This window comes from Haloferax profundi, from assembly GCF_001469865.1.
GTDB lineage: Archaea > Halobacteriota > Halobacteria > Halobacteriales > Haloferacaceae > Haloferax > Haloferax profundi.
Genome location: NZ_LOPV01000707.1, coordinates 1 through 15,373 on the forward strand (window position 1 = coordinate 1; position 15,373 = coordinate 15,373).

15 protein-coding genes and 1 pseudogene are annotated in these 15,373 nt (G+C 64.2%); 7 read left to right on the forward strand and 9 right to left on the reverse strand.

What is annotated here, in order from left to right:
• The coding region (locus tag AUR66_RS19610) for a GTP-binding protein (RefSeq protein WP_231727980.1) at positions 1 to 478 on the forward strand (478 nt) is incomplete at its 5' end.
• Between the two features lie 34 nt (positions 479 to 512).
• Here the strand turns inward: AUR66_RS19610 and moaC are convergent.
• Both moaC and AUR66_RS19620 read right to left on the reverse strand, forming a co-directional pair.
• Positions 513 to 1,031 carry a cyclic pyranopterin monophosphate synthase MoaC gene (gene moaC, locus AUR66_RS19615; protein ID WP_058573791.1) on the reverse strand — a complete coding sequence of 173 codons (519 nt, stop codon included), beginning with the start codon at positions 1,029 to 1,031 and terminating at the stop codon, positions 513 to 515.
• Positions 1,024 to 2,463, reverse strand: coding sequence for an NAD(P)H-hydrate dehydratase (locus tag AUR66_RS19620; protein ID WP_269432627.1), 1,440 nt, complete (start codon positions 2,461 to 2,463; stop codon positions 1,024 to 1,026). The genes moaC and AUR66_RS19620 overlap by 8 nt, the downstream gene beginning before the upstream one ends.
• Positions 2,464 to 2,577: 114 nt before the next feature.
• Between AUR66_RS19620 and AUR66_RS19625 the strand changes: the two genes are divergently transcribed.
• The 3 genes from AUR66_RS19625 (at position 2,578) to AUR66_RS19635 (ending at position 6,673) form a co-directional block, all read left to right on the forward strand.
• Positions 2,578 to 3,762: an MFS transporter gene (locus AUR66_RS19625; RefSeq protein WP_058573793.1), complete on the forward strand. Its 1,185-nt coding sequence runs from the start codon at positions 2,578 to 2,580 to the stop codon at positions 3,760 to 3,762.
• Positions 3,763 to 3,804: 42 nt separating this feature from the next.
• The gene (locus AUR66_RS19630) at positions 3,805 to 4,194 is read left to right on the forward strand and encodes an ArsR/SmtB family transcription factor (RefSeq protein WP_058573794.1); all 390 of its coding nucleotides are present in this window, start codon (positions 3,805 to 3,807) and stop codon (positions 4,192 to 4,194) included.
• Positions 4,195 to 4,264: 70 nt separating this feature from the next.
• Complete coding sequence (locus tag AUR66_RS19635) at positions 4,265 to 6,673, forward strand: ATP-dependent DNA helicase (RefSeq protein WP_058573795.1); 2,409 nt, start codon at positions 4,265 to 4,267, stop codon at positions 6,671 to 6,673.
• A gap of 5 nt (positions 6,674 to 6,678) precedes the next feature.
• Here the strand turns inward: AUR66_RS19635 and AUR66_RS19640 are convergent, their stop codons facing one another.
• Complete coding sequence (locus AUR66_RS19640) at positions 6,679 to 6,870, reverse strand: DUF7576 family protein (protein WP_058573796.1); 192 nt, start codon at positions 6,868 to 6,870, stop codon at positions 6,679 to 6,681.
• A 247-nt stretch (positions 6,871 to 7,117) separates the two neighbouring features.
• On the opposite strand from AUR66_RS19640, the gene AUR66_RS19645 reads away from it, so the two are divergent.
• Entirely contained in the window at positions 7,118 to 7,339 is a 222-nt protein-coding gene (locus tag AUR66_RS19645) for a DUF7511 domain-containing protein (protein ID WP_058573797.1), read from the forward strand.
• Between the two features lie 42 nt (positions 7,340 to 7,381).
• On the opposite strand, the gene AUR66_RS19650 is transcribed toward AUR66_RS19645, so the two are convergent.
• Both AUR66_RS19650 and AUR66_RS19655 read right to left on the reverse strand, forming a co-directional pair.
• The gene (locus AUR66_RS19650; protein ID WP_058573798.1) at positions 7,382 to 9,124 is read right to left on the reverse strand and encodes a DNA mismatch repair protein; all 1,743 of its coding nucleotides are present in this window, start codon (positions 9,122 to 9,124) and stop codon (positions 7,382 to 7,384) included.
• A gap of 85 nt (positions 9,125 to 9,209) precedes the next feature.
• Positions 9,210 to 9,515: a UPF0058 family protein gene (locus tag AUR66_RS19655; protein ID WP_058573799.1), complete on the reverse strand. Its 306-nt coding sequence runs from the start codon at positions 9,513 to 9,515 to the stop codon at positions 9,210 to 9,212.
• Between the two features lie 455 nt (positions 9,516 to 9,970).
• On the opposite strand from AUR66_RS19655, the gene AUR66_RS19660 reads away from it, so the two are divergent.
• On the forward strand, positions 9,971 to 11,989 hold the full coding sequence (locus AUR66_RS19660) for a sensor histidine kinase (RefSeq protein WP_058573800.1): 2,019 nt from the start codon (positions 9,971 to 9,973) through the stop codon (positions 11,987 to 11,989).
• Between the two features lie 185 nt (positions 11,990 to 12,174).
• Positions 12,175 to 13,920 (forward strand): bacterio-opsin activator domain-containing protein, encoded by a 1,746-nt coding sequence (locus AUR66_RS19665; protein ID WP_058573801.1) that lies wholly within the window; start codon positions 12,175 to 12,177, stop codon positions 13,918 to 13,920.
• Between the two features lie 4 nt (positions 13,921 to 13,924).
• Here the strand turns inward: AUR66_RS19665 and AUR66_RS19670 are convergent, their stop codons facing one another.
• From AUR66_RS19670 to AUR66_RS23200, 4 genes and pseudogenes are all read right to left on the reverse strand, one after another.
• Positions 13,925 to 14,317, reverse strand: coding sequence for a response regulator transcription factor (locus tag AUR66_RS19670; protein WP_058573802.1), 393 nt, complete (start codon positions 14,315 to 14,317; stop codon positions 13,925 to 13,927).
• A gap of 79 nt (positions 14,318 to 14,396) precedes the next feature.
• The gene (locus tag AUR66_RS19675) at positions 14,397 to 14,603 is read right to left on the reverse strand and encodes a DUF7835 family putative zinc beta-ribbon protein (protein ID WP_058573803.1); all 207 of its coding nucleotides are present in this window, start codon (positions 14,601 to 14,603) and stop codon (positions 14,397 to 14,399) included.
• Between the two features lie 110 nt (positions 14,604 to 14,713).
• Positions 14,714 to 15,094 (reverse strand): helix-turn-helix domain-containing protein, encoded by a 381-nt coding sequence (locus AUR66_RS19680; RefSeq protein ID WP_058573804.1) that lies wholly within the window; start codon positions 15,092 to 15,094, stop codon positions 14,714 to 14,716.
• A gap of 120 nt (positions 15,095 to 15,214) precedes the next feature.
• Positions 15,215 to 15,373 (reverse strand): annotated as a pseudogene (locus AUR66_RS23200) (sulfite exporter TauE/SafE family protein); the annotation flags it as partial.

Below are 15,373 nucleotides of genomic sequence, written 5' to 3' on the forward strand. Positions count from 1 at the left end.
CTCGGTGTATCGCGCCGACCTCGTCCTCCTCGTGGTCGACGCCTCGGAACCCGTCGAGGAGATGCGCGAGAAACTCATCACGAGTCACGACACGCTCTACGAGCGCAACGAGGCCCCCATCGTCACCGTGTTCAACAAGATGGACAAGGTCGACGACGAGGAACTCGAAGAGAAGCGCGCCGCGCTCTCGGCACTCGCGCCCAACCCCGTCGCCGTCTCGGGACTGACCGGAGAGAACATCTCCGAGTTGACCGAACGCGTCGAGCGCGAACTCCCCGCGTGGGAGCGCGAACGACTCTTGCTCCCGATGGCCGACGACACGATGAGTCTCGTCTCGTGGCTCTACGACCACGCCCACGTCGAGACAGAGGAGTACGAAGGCGAGCAAGTCCACCTCGAGTTCGAAGCACGCCCTGAAATCGTCGAGAAGGCGCGGTCGAAGGCAGCGGCGTTGTCGGTCACAGCAGATTCGACCTGAGGCGTTCGGATACGACGCTTCGCGTCTGTGCTCCTCACTCGACCGTCTCTTTTTCCTTCGTCACGACTTCCACGTCCGTAATCTTCGTGCCCGGGTACTGGCCGTCGTCGTCTTTCTCGGCGGCTTTTACCATGTCCCAGACGACGTTGAGTCCGGTCGTCACACCCTCTAACGCCTCCATCTCACAGCCAGTCTTTCCGGTCGTCCCGACGGTGACGGTGAGCGTCACCGACTCGTCTGCCACCTCGAACTCGGTGTCGACGTTCGTGATAGGAATCTGGTGGCACATCGGAATCGTCTCCCACGTGTGTTTGACGGCCTGAATCGCGCCGATTCGGGCGGTGGCGAGGACGTCACCCTTCCCGATTTGGTCGTCGCGGATGGCACGGATGGTCGATGCACTCAGGTGAATCGTGCCGCGCGCGACGGCCCGGCGGCGAGTGTCGGGTTTCGCTCCCACGTCCACCATCTGGACGTTTCCCTGTTCGTCCACGTGTGTCAATTCTCGTTCGTCGCTGCTGTTCGACTCGTCGTGTCGTGTCTCGTCACTCATGCTGGTCTCCTTCGAGGGCGGCAGGCAGTCGTTCGAGCAGGTCCGTCGCGACGAGTCCGCCGCCGAACTCGTCGGCAGCGGCGTCCCCTGCGCGTCCGTTCGCGTACGCCGCGACAGCGGCCGCGTCGAGGGGTGGGAGGACGCTGGCGAGGGCGCCCGTCGCACCCGCGAGTACGTCACCGGTTCCGCCGACGGTCATGCCCGGGTTCCCGGTTCGATTGACTCGGTCTTCGTCGCCGTCGGACACCACGTCGTAGGCGCCTTTGACGAGGAGGACGTGGCCGAGGTCCGCGGCGAACTCGCGGACGAGTTCGCGTCGCGTCTCCCAGTCGGTGTCTGTCTCGCCGCCCATCTTCACCAACTCTCCTTGGTGCGGCGTACAAATCAGCGTCGCCTCGGTCTCCACGTCGGGGACGACTTGCAGGGCGTCGGCGTCGACGACGGCGGTTCCGTCGTACGCAGCGAGGAATTCGCGAACCGCCGCGAGCGACTCGTCGTGGTCCCCGAGGCCGGGGCCGAAGACGACCACGTCGCGGTCGGCGGCGAAGTCGAGGAGTTCGGGGACGTGGTCGGGCGCGAGGTGGTCGCCCGAGAATCCGCGGACGATGAGGTTCTCGGAGTAGCCCTGTACTTCGCGGGCGACGTGTTCGGGGCACGCGACGCGAGCGAGGTCGGCACCGGCGCGGAGGGCGGCCTGTGCGGCCAGTGCGGGCGCACCGGTGTACGGTCCGCCGCCGACGACGAGGACGTCACCGTGGTCGCCTTTGTGGCTCTGTGGGTCGCGGCGGAGCGATAGCAAGTCGCCGGGGCCTGTAAACACCTCGGCGGCCACCGGGATGCCGATATCTTCGACAGTCACGTCGCAGTCGAGCGACCCGAGACCGGGTTTGTCGTCGTGGAACGTGACGACGTGGTCGGCCTCGACGGCGACGCCTGCGGCCTCGCCGGTGTCGGCATCGACGCCCGAGGGAACGTCCACAGAGAGGACTGTCGCCGACGAGTCGTTGAGCGCGCGGGCAGCAGTGGCTTCTGGCTCTCTGAGTGCCCCGGTCACGCCGGTTCCGAGCATCGCGTCCACGACCAGGTCGGGGTCGTCGAGTTCGAACGTCGCGGAGTCGGTGACGGTCTGAATGTCGGCCTCGCTCGCGACGAGTGCCTCCCAGTTCTCGCGGGCGATGTCCGTCGAGATGGTCTCCGGGCGACCGAGGAGGTGGACGGTCACGTCGTACTCCTTCAGGAACCGCGCGGCGACGAGGGCGTCACCGCCGTTGTTTCCGCGTCCGGCGACGATTGCCACCGACGACCCGGGGTCGGTGAGGTCACGACAGACCCGAGCGACGGCGTTCCCGCTCGACTCCATGAGTTGCTTCCGCGGGACGCCGAGCGATTCGGCGTTCACGTCGACCGCGGCCATGCGTCGACTCGTAATCATGTGGAGTGGTTCGACCGGCCCCGCGTTAACGTATGTGGTCGTGTGGGGAGAAAAGGAGATTCGTCACAGACCGCTTCCGCAACGTTTGACTCGCGGCCGAAAGAACAAGCGTCAGTGACCCGCCGCCTCTTCGGAACCCTCTGCGGACTCGTCTTCCTCGTCAACTTCGGCCGCGTCGCGTTTCCACCGCTCGTCGAGACGTTACAGACGCAGTTCGGCGTCGGCCCAGCGACCATCGGTGTCGTGACGAGTCTCGTCTGGTTGGGGACGGCGCTCCCTCGCATCCCGGTTGGCTACCTGCTCACGCGCGTTCCACGGGACCGCGTCGTCCTCGGTGCGGGGACGTTGCTCGTCGCGGCGTCGGCGTTCACCGCGAGTGCCACGTCGATTCTGACGCTCCAAATCGGTGCGTTCGGCCTCGGCCTCGCCTCCGGCGCGTACTTCGTCTCTGCCGTCCCCCTCGTCGGCGAACTGTTCCCCGAACGCGTCGGCCGGATGGTCGGCATCCACGGCGCGGCGAGTCAAGTCGCCGCCGTCGTCGCCGCACCTGTCGTCGTCGCCATCCTCGCGACGTTCTCGTGGCGCGAGACGTTCTGGGCGCTGGCGGTGGCCGCCGCTGTCGTCACCGTCACGCTCTACGTCGTCTCCCGCGACGGGAGTACGGAGACGGGAACCGGTGCAGACCGAGACTTCTCGGCCGCACTCGGCCACTGGAAGATTATCCTCACTGGCATCCTCCTCATCGCACCCGCCGGGTTCATCTGGCAAGGGCTGTTCAACTTCCTCGTCTCGTACATGACGCAGGCGAAGGGGTTCACTCCGGCCGTGGCGAGTACGATGCTCACCATCGTCTTCGCGGCGGGCGTCCCGGCGTTCTCGCTGTCTGGACGACTCGCAGACAAACTTCCGCACGTCCCCTACATCTTCGCCTTGCTCGTCGCGTTCACGGGGATGCTGTTCGCACTGACGTTCGCCCAGGGGTTCCTCGCCGTCGCCGTCGTCGTCGCGCTGTTGGGGTACGTCGTCCACAGTCTGTTCCCCGCGCTGGATACGTTCATGCTCTCGTCGCTGCCGAACGACGCCCGCGGAAGCGCCTACGCCGTCTTCAGCGGTGCTGCCCTCCTCTTGGAAGCAAACGGGAGTGGCGCTGTCGGCTTCCTGACCGAAGCGAACGTCGGGTTCGAACTGGTCTTTCGGACGCTCGCAGCGAGTCTGCTCGTCGTCGTGGCGGTGCTCGCACTCCTGTACGCAATCGACCGACTGCCGGGGGTTTCGCGTCACGACGCCCCCGCCGTGTGACCGTCCGAAACGGTTTACTTACTTCACCTGATTGTCCGTATCATGTCAGGGTTGCTACCGTCCGAAGGGAACGTCGATACCGGTGGGGAAGGGACTCCTCGTGTCCACTGGCTCGACGACGACGAGACGGAGCAACTCATCGGGAGTCTCTCGTCGAGTACGGCCCGCGACATTCTCTCCAGCCTCCACGACTCGCCTGCGACCGCGAAAGAACTCGCCGAGGTAGTCGGGACGTCGATTCAAAACGTCAGGCACCACCTCGGCAACCTTCAGGACGCAGAGTTAGCCCGCGTCGCGGGGACGCGCTACTCCGAGAAGGGTCGCGAGATGAAAATCTACGCACCCACTGACGGTCCCCTCGTCGTCTGTGTCGGCGGCAACGAGGACAACCGCGAGGACTTCACAGACGCTATCTCCTCGTTCTTGGAGTGAGGCGGCCGTACGCGCCACTGATTCCTGCGAAGGTTCAAGTACCAATCCGCGGCCAGTCACCGACACCCCTATGGCCGTCGCAACTGGACCTGAGAGCGTGACCTGGCAGGAGGTGTTCGGCCACCCGGAGGCGTACCCGGAGCAAGCCGACGGAATCGAGACTGCGATAGAGACCGCCCGAGACGACGGATTCGCCGTCGTCGAAGGCGCGTGTGGGACTGGCAAGACGATGCTCGCGCTCACCGCCGGCATCGAACTCGTCCGCGACCCAGACTCCGACTACGAACGGGTGTTCGTGCTGACGAGCGTCAAGCAGCAACTCCGGCAGTTCGAAGCCGACCTCCGAACCATCAACGAGAACCTCCCCGACGAGTGGAAACCCGTCTCCGGACTCACGCTCGTCGGGAAAGCAGACGTCTGTCCGTACAGCAGAGAGCGCTGCGGCGGCATCGACGAGTCGAGTGTCTACGACCGCTGTGAAGCCCTCCGCGACCGAACGCGCGGCCTCGTCGGCGACGGCGGACGAACGAGTGCCGAAGCACTGGCGAAAGACGCACGCGAGCAACAGACCGGTCTCCTCGACACGGGTGCAACCACCGCTGGGCCGTCGTACCTCGAAACGGCGGACGAACCGACGCCCTACCCGAAGTCGATGCCCGAGTACGAGGACGTGGAGTACTGCCCGTTCTACGCGAACTTCCTCGCGGACCTCCCGGACGACGGCGACCCAATCGAAGCCGTCCCGTTCGAATTCGACGACAAGGGCCTCATCACACCCGAAGACCTCGTCTCCCTCGCCGCCGGTGCAGGGTCGTGTCCGCACTCTGTGATGGGTGCGCTGTTGCCCCACCTCGAAGTCGTCGTCGGCAACTACTACCACGCGTTCGACCCGACGACTGTCGGCACGTTCACCGGCGCACTCGTCGACGACTCGACGTTCGTCATCTGCGACGAGGCACACATGCTCGAACCGCGCGTCCGTGACCTCGTCTCCGTCGGCGTCGGCGACCGAACGCTCCGCGACGCCGAGAGTGAGTTCACGCGCGTCATCCAACCCGTCGAGTTCGACGACGCAGGCAAGACAACCCACGACGCCGACCTCGTTCGCGGGGAATTGAAGGAAGCGGACGTGACCCTCCGCGAACTCAAAGAGACGCGCGACTTCGTCCGTGACCTGCGCGAGGAACTCGACCGGCGCGTGACGGCACACCTCGACACCGAGTACGTCGGGTGGCGCGCCGACTTGACCGAACTCGCAGACGAAGAGATTCCGCTGCGCGACCCCGAAGAACCGGCGGTGGACGAACTCACCGAGTGGGCCGAGGAGGCCGGGTACGACGAGGGGGCGTGGGTCCGCGCCGAAGCGACGGGGTCGGCCGTCGCCCACATCCTGAACTCGGTCGAAGAAGACGACAAACGGCGTGCGGCACCCGCCGCGGGTCGCGCCCTCGCGACGTGGGCCTACGCCGACCACGAGAAACACTTCCGCGCCATCGACCTCGAACGGACGTGGGACGAGATGGAACCGCCCGAGTCGTGGCGGCGTGCCTACAACGCCCGCCTCTCGGTCCACAACTGCGTCCCCGGCGAGGCCATCGCCGAGCGACTGGGCGACTTCGGCGGCGGCGTCCTGATGAGTGCGACGCTCGAACCAATCGACGTGTTCCGGCGCGTGACCGGCCTCGACGCCCTCGCCGAGGACGGGCGACCGATTGCCGAACGGACCTTCGGCCTCGGGTTCCCCGAGTCGAACCGCGCGAGTTTCGCCGTCGACGTGCCGAAGTTCACCCACAGCAACCGTGGCCCACCGGGCGAAGAGAACGAGACGCGTCTCGCGTACACCGACGCCGCTACCGAAGTCTGCCAGCGGTCGCCCGGAAACGTCCTCGTGGGCATGCCGAACTACGCCGAGGCAGAGTGGATGGCGAGTGTCCTCGAAGAACGAGTCGACAAGCCCGTCCTTCTAGACGAGGCGTCCGACGACGGGGCGACAGAAGACCTGAAGCGGGACTTCTTCGGCGGGACGGGGAAAGTCCTCGTCACGAGTCTCCGGGGGACGCTCACCGAAGGCGTCGACTACAGCGGTGACAAACTCTCGGCCGCCGTCGTCTGCGGTGTCCCACTCATCAACACGTCGTCGCCGCGGACGCGGGCGGTGAAGACGGCGTACGACGAGGAATTCGGCGACGTTCCCGCGAGCGGAGCGAGTGGGAGCATGCGAGGCGGTTCACCGTCTCGCACTGGGTTCGAGACAGCGTTGACCGTGCCTGCGGTCAGAAAAGCGCGGCAGGCCATCGGGCGCGTCATTCGCGGCACCGACGAAGTAGGCGTTCGCGTCTTCGTCGACGCCCGCTACGCGCGTGACTCGTGGAACGGCGTCCGCGACTATCTCCCCGCACAAGAACGAGACGAGTTCAGGCCAGTCAGTCCCGACATGCTCGGGTTCGGTCTCGACCAGTTCTGGTCGTCCGTGGACTAACCCGTCTATCGCTCGTCGTCCCAGTCTGCGCGGCACTCGTCGTCGCAGAAGTGTCGGTACTGGACGGCACCGTCGTCGTCGACCCAGGTGACGACGCGGTGTGTCGGGACGTTCACGATTGGGTCGCCACACGTCGCACAGGTCGGCGCGTCTTCGGGGTCTACGTTCTCTTCTAAGTCGGACGTCGGGTCAACCATCGACACGCAGATGGCGGGTCAGGGCACTTCAAGTCGTCTCCGCCGGCAGAAGTCGCCCCACGTACGCTCTCCCGGCGAGTCTGGACTCCCTCGCAGGCGATTGTGAGACGTGAAGGGCATGTGAGCCAGTGTCGCGGCTATGTATCACATCCCTCGGGAACGTGCTGGTCCCTTCCGATATTGTCAATGCTTACCACACTTAGTGAAGGTTATGTACGGACCGTCTCCTCTGTACACGTGACGGCGAATGTCCGAAGTACCCGCCTCTCAGGATTCGGTTGCAGGGACGACAGACCGCTCCGGTTCGGACTCGACCGATGAGTGCTTCCTCCATAGCGTCGTCGTATCGTATCGAGGAAGCGCCGACCAGGTCACAATCTACCCCCGGCGCGACAGTTGCTGTGACCAGATGGAGGCGTGGTTGACCGCCGACGTCGAAGCGTTCGTCACGCTCGACGAGATGCGATAACCGACGCACGCGACGGTCACCACGAACGTCTCCCGTGCTCGCTCACCCGACGTACTCAGCGTCGGAGAGTGTCTTTTGTACCGCTTCTTCGCCGACTGCTGCCGCCAGTGCTTCGAATCCAGCACGCTCGGCACGGTCACGCGCGTTCGCGACCAATCGCGAGACGATGAACTCCGGCGTGGACTTGCCGACGGTGCCGAACCGCGGTTGGTAGTCGACGCGGAGGTCCAACTCGTCGGTGAGTCCCTCGGCGAAGATGCCGTCGATGCGCGCTTCGGGTGGGAGCGGACTCAGTTCGTCCGCGAGGTGAGTGACGTAGACGCCGAACGCGTCGCGCTCGACGGTGAGGTTCACCAGTCCGTTGAGCAGGTCCGCCGCCCGGCCGGGTTCGGTGATGGCCTCGAACTCGTCGACGAGCATGAGCGTCCGTCCCTCGTCCGACAGTGGCGGGACGATAGATTTGAGCGTCGATTCGAGGACGCCCGCGTTGAAACTCGCGTGGCGGCGGTGGAACACCACGGAGTCGAAGCGACCGACGAGCGCAGACTCCGCCGGGACCGGAAGCCCCATCGACGCGAGGATAGCGACCTGCGAGAGCGTCTCCAAGAGTGTCGTCTTCCCACCGCTGTTCGCCCCCGTGAGGACGGCGACGCGGTCGCCTGCAGGGGGAATCGGCCCGGACGAACACGAGAGGTCGTGGTCCCCGACGGCGTAGGAGACGGGTTGTGGGTCGTCGAGAAAGAGGTTGCGCGCGCCACAGACCGAGAGGCCCGTCTCGGCGACGACGGGTTTCGTGAGGTCGTACTCGATGGCGAACCGTGCGAGCGACAGCGAGAGAGCGACCTCGTCGACTGCGTCGACGGCGATGTCCACGTCGTCGCGGGCGGCCCAGATTCGGTCACGGAGTTCCTCTGCGACGACTTCCTCTCGTTCCTCTGCGTCCGCTGCGAGGTCGGAGACGAGCGAGCGAAGCGACGAACTCACGAAGTCGGTGGCGTCGCGGGCGTCGTCTGCGGCGGCCGACTCGACTTCACCGCGCGCGAGGTCCGTCTCGTGTGCGACGTACTCGACGAACGCGGCACGAAAGTCGTCCAACGACCGCACGCCGCGTTGTTGGATGGTCTCCAGCACGTCGAACGCGTTGGATTCGAGTTCTTCGACCGCGTCGAGTCGGGCGCGCATCCGGTCGAGTCGTTCGTCGGCACCGGCAGCGACCGACCCATCGGGGTCGACGTAGCCCAGTGCACCGAGGGCGTCTCGGAGTGCGTCGGGGTCTGCTTCGTCGAGGGCGTCGAACGTCTCACCGCGGAGACCGGCGTCTCGAAGTTCGAGTGCGGCGCGAACGGCAGCGCGTTCGGTTTCGCCCTCGTCGTCGTAGGTCTCGAAGGCCGACTCGACTGCCTCGCGGGCGTCGCCAGAGAGCGCACCCCACGCCTCGCTCGCGGCGAGAACGCGTTCGAGTCGTTCGCGCCGAGCCTCGGTGGTCGGAAGCGGCGTCAACACGCGAATTCGGTCTGCAGCGTGTTCCGTCAGCGCGCAGTCGCTCGCGAGGGTCAACAGGTCGTCGTACACGTCCCTCGCGTCACGGGTGGCGAGCGTGTCGATACCGCTGTTTCCATCGGCGCGCCGAAGGATTCGGACGGCGCGTCCACGGGTGACGCCCGCATCGACGAGTGCTCGCACGTCGGCCGACTCGATGGCGGCAACCGCGCCCTCCCTGCCGAGTGCCGATTCCAGCCGAGTCGACGTCTTCGGGCCGACCCCCCAGTAATCTTCGAGTCGCATACCGGGGCGTCTCACCGGGGTGTCTTAGGTCCTCTCGTCACGCGGCGCTCTCGCTCTCGATTCGCTGGACCGCAGAGAGAAGAACTCAGTGAGAACGGACGCGCTGGTCGGTATCCGACTGTTCGGTTCCTTCGTGGGGGTGAAGGAGGTGCTGTCCGGGGACCACGTCGGTGTCGCGGCCGAGGTCACGGGCGGCAGAGACGGCGAGTGCGGTCGAGAGTGTTCTGACTGCGGTTTCGTGGTCGTCTCGGCAGGACCGAAGTGCCATCGGCCCGATTTCGAGGCGGTGGTACGGTTCGAGGTCGTCGCGCGTGGCAATCCCTCTGTCGAGGAAGTCACCCGCGATTTCGACGAGCAGTGTGTGTAGGTGTATGAGCTCGTTCTTTCTCATGGATTGCACATATGTGCTTATCAGGCGTAAAATGCGCGGTAAAGCATGTTTTAGGTCTTGTATCTGCTTCGTCTAGAAATGAATGTAATCCGTTCAAACATGAACGAAACTCCGAACGTCGGACACGACTGTCACAGAGTTCGGTGCATTCGAGTCGAACGCACATCGCTCGCCAGTCGAGTTCACCAAAGGGAGTTGGGGTTGGGCAGGGACACGTCCCCCAGGGCGGAGAGGGGGGGTCGGATGATGTCCGCCGTACAGAGGGACGTGCGGGCACGACGAGTGACCCGGGCAGGTCACTGTGGCCATATACGAGAAGGGATGCAACGATACTAACTCACGGCCCTACGTGATTAGGGACAGTCTGGCTGGACCGGGAAACGCACAAGTCGGTGGGGGAACGAGTCGGGATATATGCACCCACAGAGGCGCGCCTGTTCGGGGGACGGCAGTCGATGACCGGCGACGCTCACGGGCCGTCAGGTGAGACTTCGTCCACAGCGAGAGACCTCGAAGAACGCCTCGACATTCTCGCGACGTTCAACGAAGTCATCGCCGACGTGAGTGAGACCATCGCGGGCGCGTCAGAGCGTGAAGACATCGAACAACACGTCTGTGACCGACTGGTCCAGACAGAGACGCTTCGGTTCGTGTGGGTCGGGACCGTCGACGAAGAGAGTGGGCGTGTCGCCCCCAACGCGTGGGCAGGCGAGGGGGATGGCTACCTCGACGAAATCGACGTCTCAGTTTCCGCGTCACACCCCGGTGGGAACGGCCCAATCGGGCGCGCCATCCGGTCGCAGTCCGTCCAGACGACACACAGCATCGCCGACGAGTCTGACTTCGGGCCGTATCGAGACACAGCACTCGAACGTACGTTTCGCTCTGCTGCGTCTGTTCCTCTCAGGTACGACGACGAGGAGTACGGCGTCCTCACGATGTACGCCGACCACGAGGGGGCGTTCACAGATGAGTTAGCAGAACCCATCTGGAACCTCGGACACGTCGTCGCTCACGGAATCGACTCGCACGCGAGACGCGAACGGGAGCGCGAACTCGAACGCCGTGAGGCCGCGTTCTCGCGCATCGTCGCCGACATCGAAGAGTACGCCATCTTCCGCCTCGATGCCGACGGCCACGTCGCGAGTTGGAACCGCGGTGCCGAAGCAATCAAGGGATACACCACGGACGAGATTCTCGGAAAGCACGTTCGGACCTTCTACACGGACGAAGACCGCACGGCAGGAGTACCGAGTCGACTCCTCGATGCGGCCAGACGTGACGGACGCGTCGAAGACGAGGGGTGGCGCGTCCGTGCCGATGGGTCGACGTTCTGGGCATCAGTCGTCATCACCGCGCTGACCGACGACGACGGCGAGATTCGTGGGTTCGCGAAGGTGACTCGCGACATGACCGAGCGAAAAGAGCGCGAGCGACAACTGAACGCCGTGTTCAACAGCACGTTCCAGTACATGGGACTTCTCGACCCTGACGGGACGGTTCTCAGGGTGAACGACGCCGCACTGGCGTTCGCCGACGCCGACCGTGAGTCGGTCGTCGGACGCCCCGCGTGGGAGACGCTGTGGTGGCGCGGTGACGGGGACCGTATCGCGGCGCTCAAAGACGCCATCTCACGGGCCGCAGACGGTGAGTTCGTCCGGTACGAAGTCGACATCGGCGGCGGCCCAGAGCGACCCGAGTCGACCATCGACTTCTCCCTGACACCAGTCTTCGGCGACGACGGAGAGGAAGTCGTTCTCGTCGTCCCCGAAGGCCACGATATCACCGACCGGAAGGAACGTGAACGCGACTTACGGCGGGAACGAGAGCGACTCGAGTTCGTGAACCGAATCATCCGCCACAACCTCCTCAACGGTCTCAACGTGGTCGGTGCACGCTCAGACATCGTCGGTGACTTCGTCGAACCGGAAGGTGAGTCACACCTCCGAACGATACGGAACCGCGTCGACGAGATGACCGACCTCGTCCGGACGATGCGGACCTTCATGAAGGTCATCGTCGAGCGAGAGTCTCACGAGTTCGAACCGCGGTCACTGGACGACGCAATCGAGCACGTCGTTGCAGAACTCGAAGCGGAGGCCGCCGAGGTGGACGTCACCGTCGACTACACCATCGGAACCACCGTCCTCGCCGACGAACTGCTAGACGAAGTCGTCGAGCACCTGCTGAAGAACGCCGTCCAGCACAACGACAAAGTCGTGCCCGAAGTCCACGTGGACGTTGCCGACGACGACGGGTTCGTCGAACTCCGCGTGTCCGACAACGGCCCCGGTATCTCGGACGAAGAGAAACGCCGCATCGTCGACCAGCGAATCGAAGACCTCTCAGACCCCGGAAACGGGTTCGGTCTGTTCCTCGTCCGTGAAATCGTCGAGAGTTACGGCGGCGACGTCCGTATCGAAGACAACCACCCGGCTGGGTCGACGTTCGTCGTGACGTTTCCGGGAGCCTGAGCGACCGGTCGTAGTTGACGCTCCCGCAGGCGTGAGCGACTGGTCGTCGTCGTCGGGTGGCGACGTTCTGTGAGGTGCGTCCGAGTCCGTCTGCGACGCGGTAATCGGGACGCCACGGGACCTAAATTCCACCTCACCCGATGGGCAGATATATATCTGTCCAATGGTACTGTGTGTTCGATACGATGGTCACCGAACGCTCGGCCGGGGGGCACCCAGACCGACGGGTTGCCGAGCAGACTGTTCTCGTCGTCGACGACGACGAGGACCTCGCAGACACCTGTCGATACTGGCTCGACGGCGAACGATTCTCGGTCGAGACTGCCTACGGTGGCGAAGCGGCGCTCGACCGCATCGACGACAGTGTCGACGTCGTCCTTCTCGACCGGCGGATGCCCACTGTCTCCGGTGACGACGTCCTCGACGAGATTCGCGCGCGCGGTATCGACTGCCGTGTGGCGATGATGACTGCCGTCGAACCGGACACGGACATCGTGGACATGCCGTTCGACGCGTACCTCGTCAAGCCCGTCACCGAGACGGAGGTCAAAGAGACCGTCGAGGAACTCCTCTTTCGGTCGAGTTTCGAGTCGGAAGTCCGCGAGTATTTCGCGCTCGAATCGACCGAAGAAGTGCTCGAGAGCCGTGAAGTCGACGAACTCCGCGAACCGGAGGCACTCGACGAATTGCGGAACCGACTCGACGCGGTCCGCGCGGAACACGAGGCCGCAATCCAGAATCGTGAACGGCAACTCGACCGTCTGAATCGCGTCAACGACCTCATCCGCGACGTCGACCGAGCGCTCATCGACGCGCGGACGAGAGACGAGATAGAACAGACCGTCTGTGACGCCGTCGCCGACGCCCACGAGGCCGCCTACGTCCTCCGCCGGACTGCGGCCGGTGTGCTTCGGTGTACTGCGCAGACCGGCGTCGACTGCGAACCCACGGACGTCGACCACAGCGTCGTCGACGACGTGTTCGACCCCAACGACCCCGACGAGGTGTACGTCTTCGACGATATCTCGGCCGACCACCGGGACGCGGTGTTCGGTGACCGAGCAGCAGAACTCGACGACGTGTCCGGGCTGTGTGTCCCCATCTCCTATCAAGGAACGGTCTACGGCGCACTCACCGTCTACGACGAACGTGGCGAGTTCGACGAGGAGTCCGCAGGGCTGTTTTCGGACCTCGGTGCGACGGTCGGAAACGGCATCAACGCCGCACAGAGTAAGCGACTCCTCAACGGCGACAGCGTCGTCGAACTCGAATTCCGTCTCGAAGCGAATGCCGGCGCGCTCTCCGTTCTCAGCGCAGACGTCGGGTGTGACCTCTCGCTCGACGGCGTCGCCCAAGTCGACGACGGTCTCACCTGCTTCGTCACCGTCGAAGGCGTGTCCGGAAGTGACCTCGTGGAGGCGGCAGTCGCCTCCGACCCAATCACGACCGTTCGCGTCGTCACCGACGGAACCGACGAGTCAGTCGTGGAGATTCGACTCGACGAGTCGTCGGTCCTCCTCACGGCTATCGACCACGGCGCGAGTATCGAGGCGCTCGAACTCTCGGAGGGACGCGGTAGTCTCGCACTTCACGTCGCGGCAGACGCCGACCACGGGGCAATCGTCGACGCGGTGTCCGGGTCGGAATCTGGCGTCTCCGTCGTCGCCAAACGCGAGGTCGAACAGACGACACAGTCGACGGAGTCGTTCCGCCACGAACTCGACGCAAAGTTGACCGCCCGACAGAAGACGGTCCTCGAGACGTCCTTCGTCTCGGGGTACTTCGAGTGGCCGCGAGGGAGTACGGCCGAAGAGGTCGCAGACTCACTCGGTATCTCGCCACCGACGCTCCACGAACACCTCCGGTCCGCAGAGCGAAAACTCATCGAGGCGTACTTCGAAGAACTGAATCCTGCGCCAGCGGACGACTGACGACTTACTCGACCGGAACTTCCTGTGTGTCGGCCGTGAAGCGAGCGACTGCGTCGAAGATATCTGTCTTCGTGACTGGTTTCGTGAGGACGTCGTCAGCGGGGAGGTCGGAGAGTTCGTCGCTCGGTGTCGCACTCAGCATGACGACTGCCGGCGCGTCGGAGGTGGATTGGCGTCGTACCTCTTGGAGGACCGTCTCACCTGGGAGGCCCGGTAAGTTCCGGTCGAGGAAGACGACGTCTACGTCGTCGTCGAACGCCTGGAGGGCCTCTCGCCCGGAGTAGGCGACCCGAACCTCGTACTGGCGTTCGAGCCACAGTGCGAGACTGTCAGCGAGTGCTACCTCGTCGTCGACGAGGAGGATAGTCGGCGGGTCGGTCGGTGGTGCGTGTGTCATCTCTGGGTGCGGGGCGTGGACAAGCGGGGTGTCCTTCGGTACCGAACCGACGTGGGTGGTGTCGTGACGAACGATGTGGTCACGCGTCGTTCATGCGCTGAGACCGCTTGTCACCGCAGCGAGTGCACTGCGTGACTCGGTAGGGTTCGCGCGAGAACTGGCGGTTCTCGCGTTTCCGGCTCTCGGTCTTGATCTCTATCGAGACGTCGTGGGACGTCCGAGTCTCACACGAGGGGCACTCTTCGACGAACTCGTTGTTTCGGGGACTGCTTTTACTCTTCGACATAGAGGGGTCGTAGAAAAAGCTACGGGCTGATAGCGGTTGAACGCAGAGCCTAATCAGTTTGGGCTCGAAGAATGTCCACCCTGTGGTGGCACGCAGTCGGGTGATTATCCTCACTCGGCGGTGATGATTTTCTCGTCGTACTTGTCGCGGAACTCCTGGATGAGCGTGCCCATCTGTGCGTACCAGTCGTTGAGCATCCGCTGCATCTCGTCTGCGACTTCGTTGGGGTCGGTCGGGAGGTACACGTGGTAGTACCCGCCGTGTTCGTAGTTCACCTGTTCTTTCTTGATGAGTCCAGCCTGCAGAAGACGCTGGATGGAGCGGTATGCGGTCGAGCGTTCGCGCTCTACGGCCTCCGCAACCTCGTCGACGGTCATAGGGTCCTCTGTATCGACGAGAACCTCGAAGCACCGTCGGTCGAGCTGCTTGAGTCCGTGGAGACACTCGAGGAGCCCCTCACACTGCATGTCGGATTGCAGATATTCGACCATCGAGCTAGCCATTATCACATCGCGCTACGTGGTCAGCACTCAAAAGGGTTTGTATGCTTTGTACAACACCGAGCCGAAAAACGAGGTCGAACTGCGGATAGTCAGCGTGTGGTGCTCGGGTTAGTCTGCGGTGGATGTTGCACCAGTCGTGCGAGCGCGCATAGACTTGAGGGCACTGTAGACGACAGCGCCGGCGACCATGAACGCAGACCCGAGGATGAGTGCCAGACTGACGTAGTCGAGGACGCCCATGCCGAGGTAGTTACCGGCCTGCCGGAC

Excerpts from the sequence above, each read along its gene's own strand:
- AUR66_RS19620 (WP_269432627.1), bottom strand. The coding sequence starts at position 2,463 with ATGATTACGAGTCGACGCATGGCCGCGGTCGACGTGAACGCCGAATCG.
- AUR66_RS19635 (WP_058573795.1), top strand. The coding sequence starts at position 4,265 with ATGGCCGTCGCAACTGGACCTGAGAGCGTGACCTGGCAGGAGGTGTTC.
- AUR66_RS19650 (WP_058573798.1), bottom strand. The coding sequence starts at position 9,124 with ATGCGACTCGAAGATTACTGGGGGGTCGGCCCGAAGACGTCGACTCGG.
- AUR66_RS19640 (WP_058573796.1), bottom strand. The coding sequence starts at position 6,870 with ATGGTTGACCCGACGTCCGACTTAGAAGAGAACGTAGACCCCGAAGAC.
- AUR66_RS19675 (WP_058573803.1), bottom strand. The coding sequence starts at position 14,603 with ATGTCGAAGAGTAAAAGCAGTCCCCGAAACAACGAGTTCGTCGAAGAG.
- AUR66_RS19655 (WP_058573799.1), bottom strand. The coding sequence starts at position 9,515 with ATGAGAAAGAACGAGCTCATACACCTACACACACTGCTCGTCGAAATC.
- moaC (WP_058573791.1), bottom strand. The coding sequence starts at position 1,031 with ATGAGTGACGAGACACGACACGACGAGTCGAACAGCAGCGACGAACGA.
- AUR66_RS19670 (WP_058573802.1), bottom strand. The coding sequence starts at position 14,317 with ATGACACACGCACCACCGACCGACCCGCCGACTATCCTCCTCGTCGAC.
- AUR66_RS19680 (WP_058573804.1), bottom strand. The coding sequence starts at position 15,094 with ATGGTCGAATATCTGCAATCCGACATGCAGTGTGAGGGGCTCCTCGAG.
- AUR66_RS19665 (WP_058573801.1), top strand. The coding sequence starts at position 12,175 with ATGGTCACCGAACGCTCGGCCGGGGGGCACCCAGACCGACGGGTTGCC.
- AUR66_RS19660 (WP_058573800.1), top strand. The coding sequence starts at position 9,971 with ATGACCGGCGACGCTCACGGGCCGTCAGGTGAGACTTCGTCCACAGCG.
- AUR66_RS19630 (WP_058573794.1), top strand. The coding sequence starts at position 3,805 with ATGTCAGGGTTGCTACCGTCCGAAGGGAACGTCGATACCGGTGGGGAA.
- AUR66_RS19645 (WP_058573797.1), top strand. The coding sequence starts at position 7,118 with ATGTCCGAAGTACCCGCCTCTCAGGATTCGGTTGCAGGGACGACAGAC.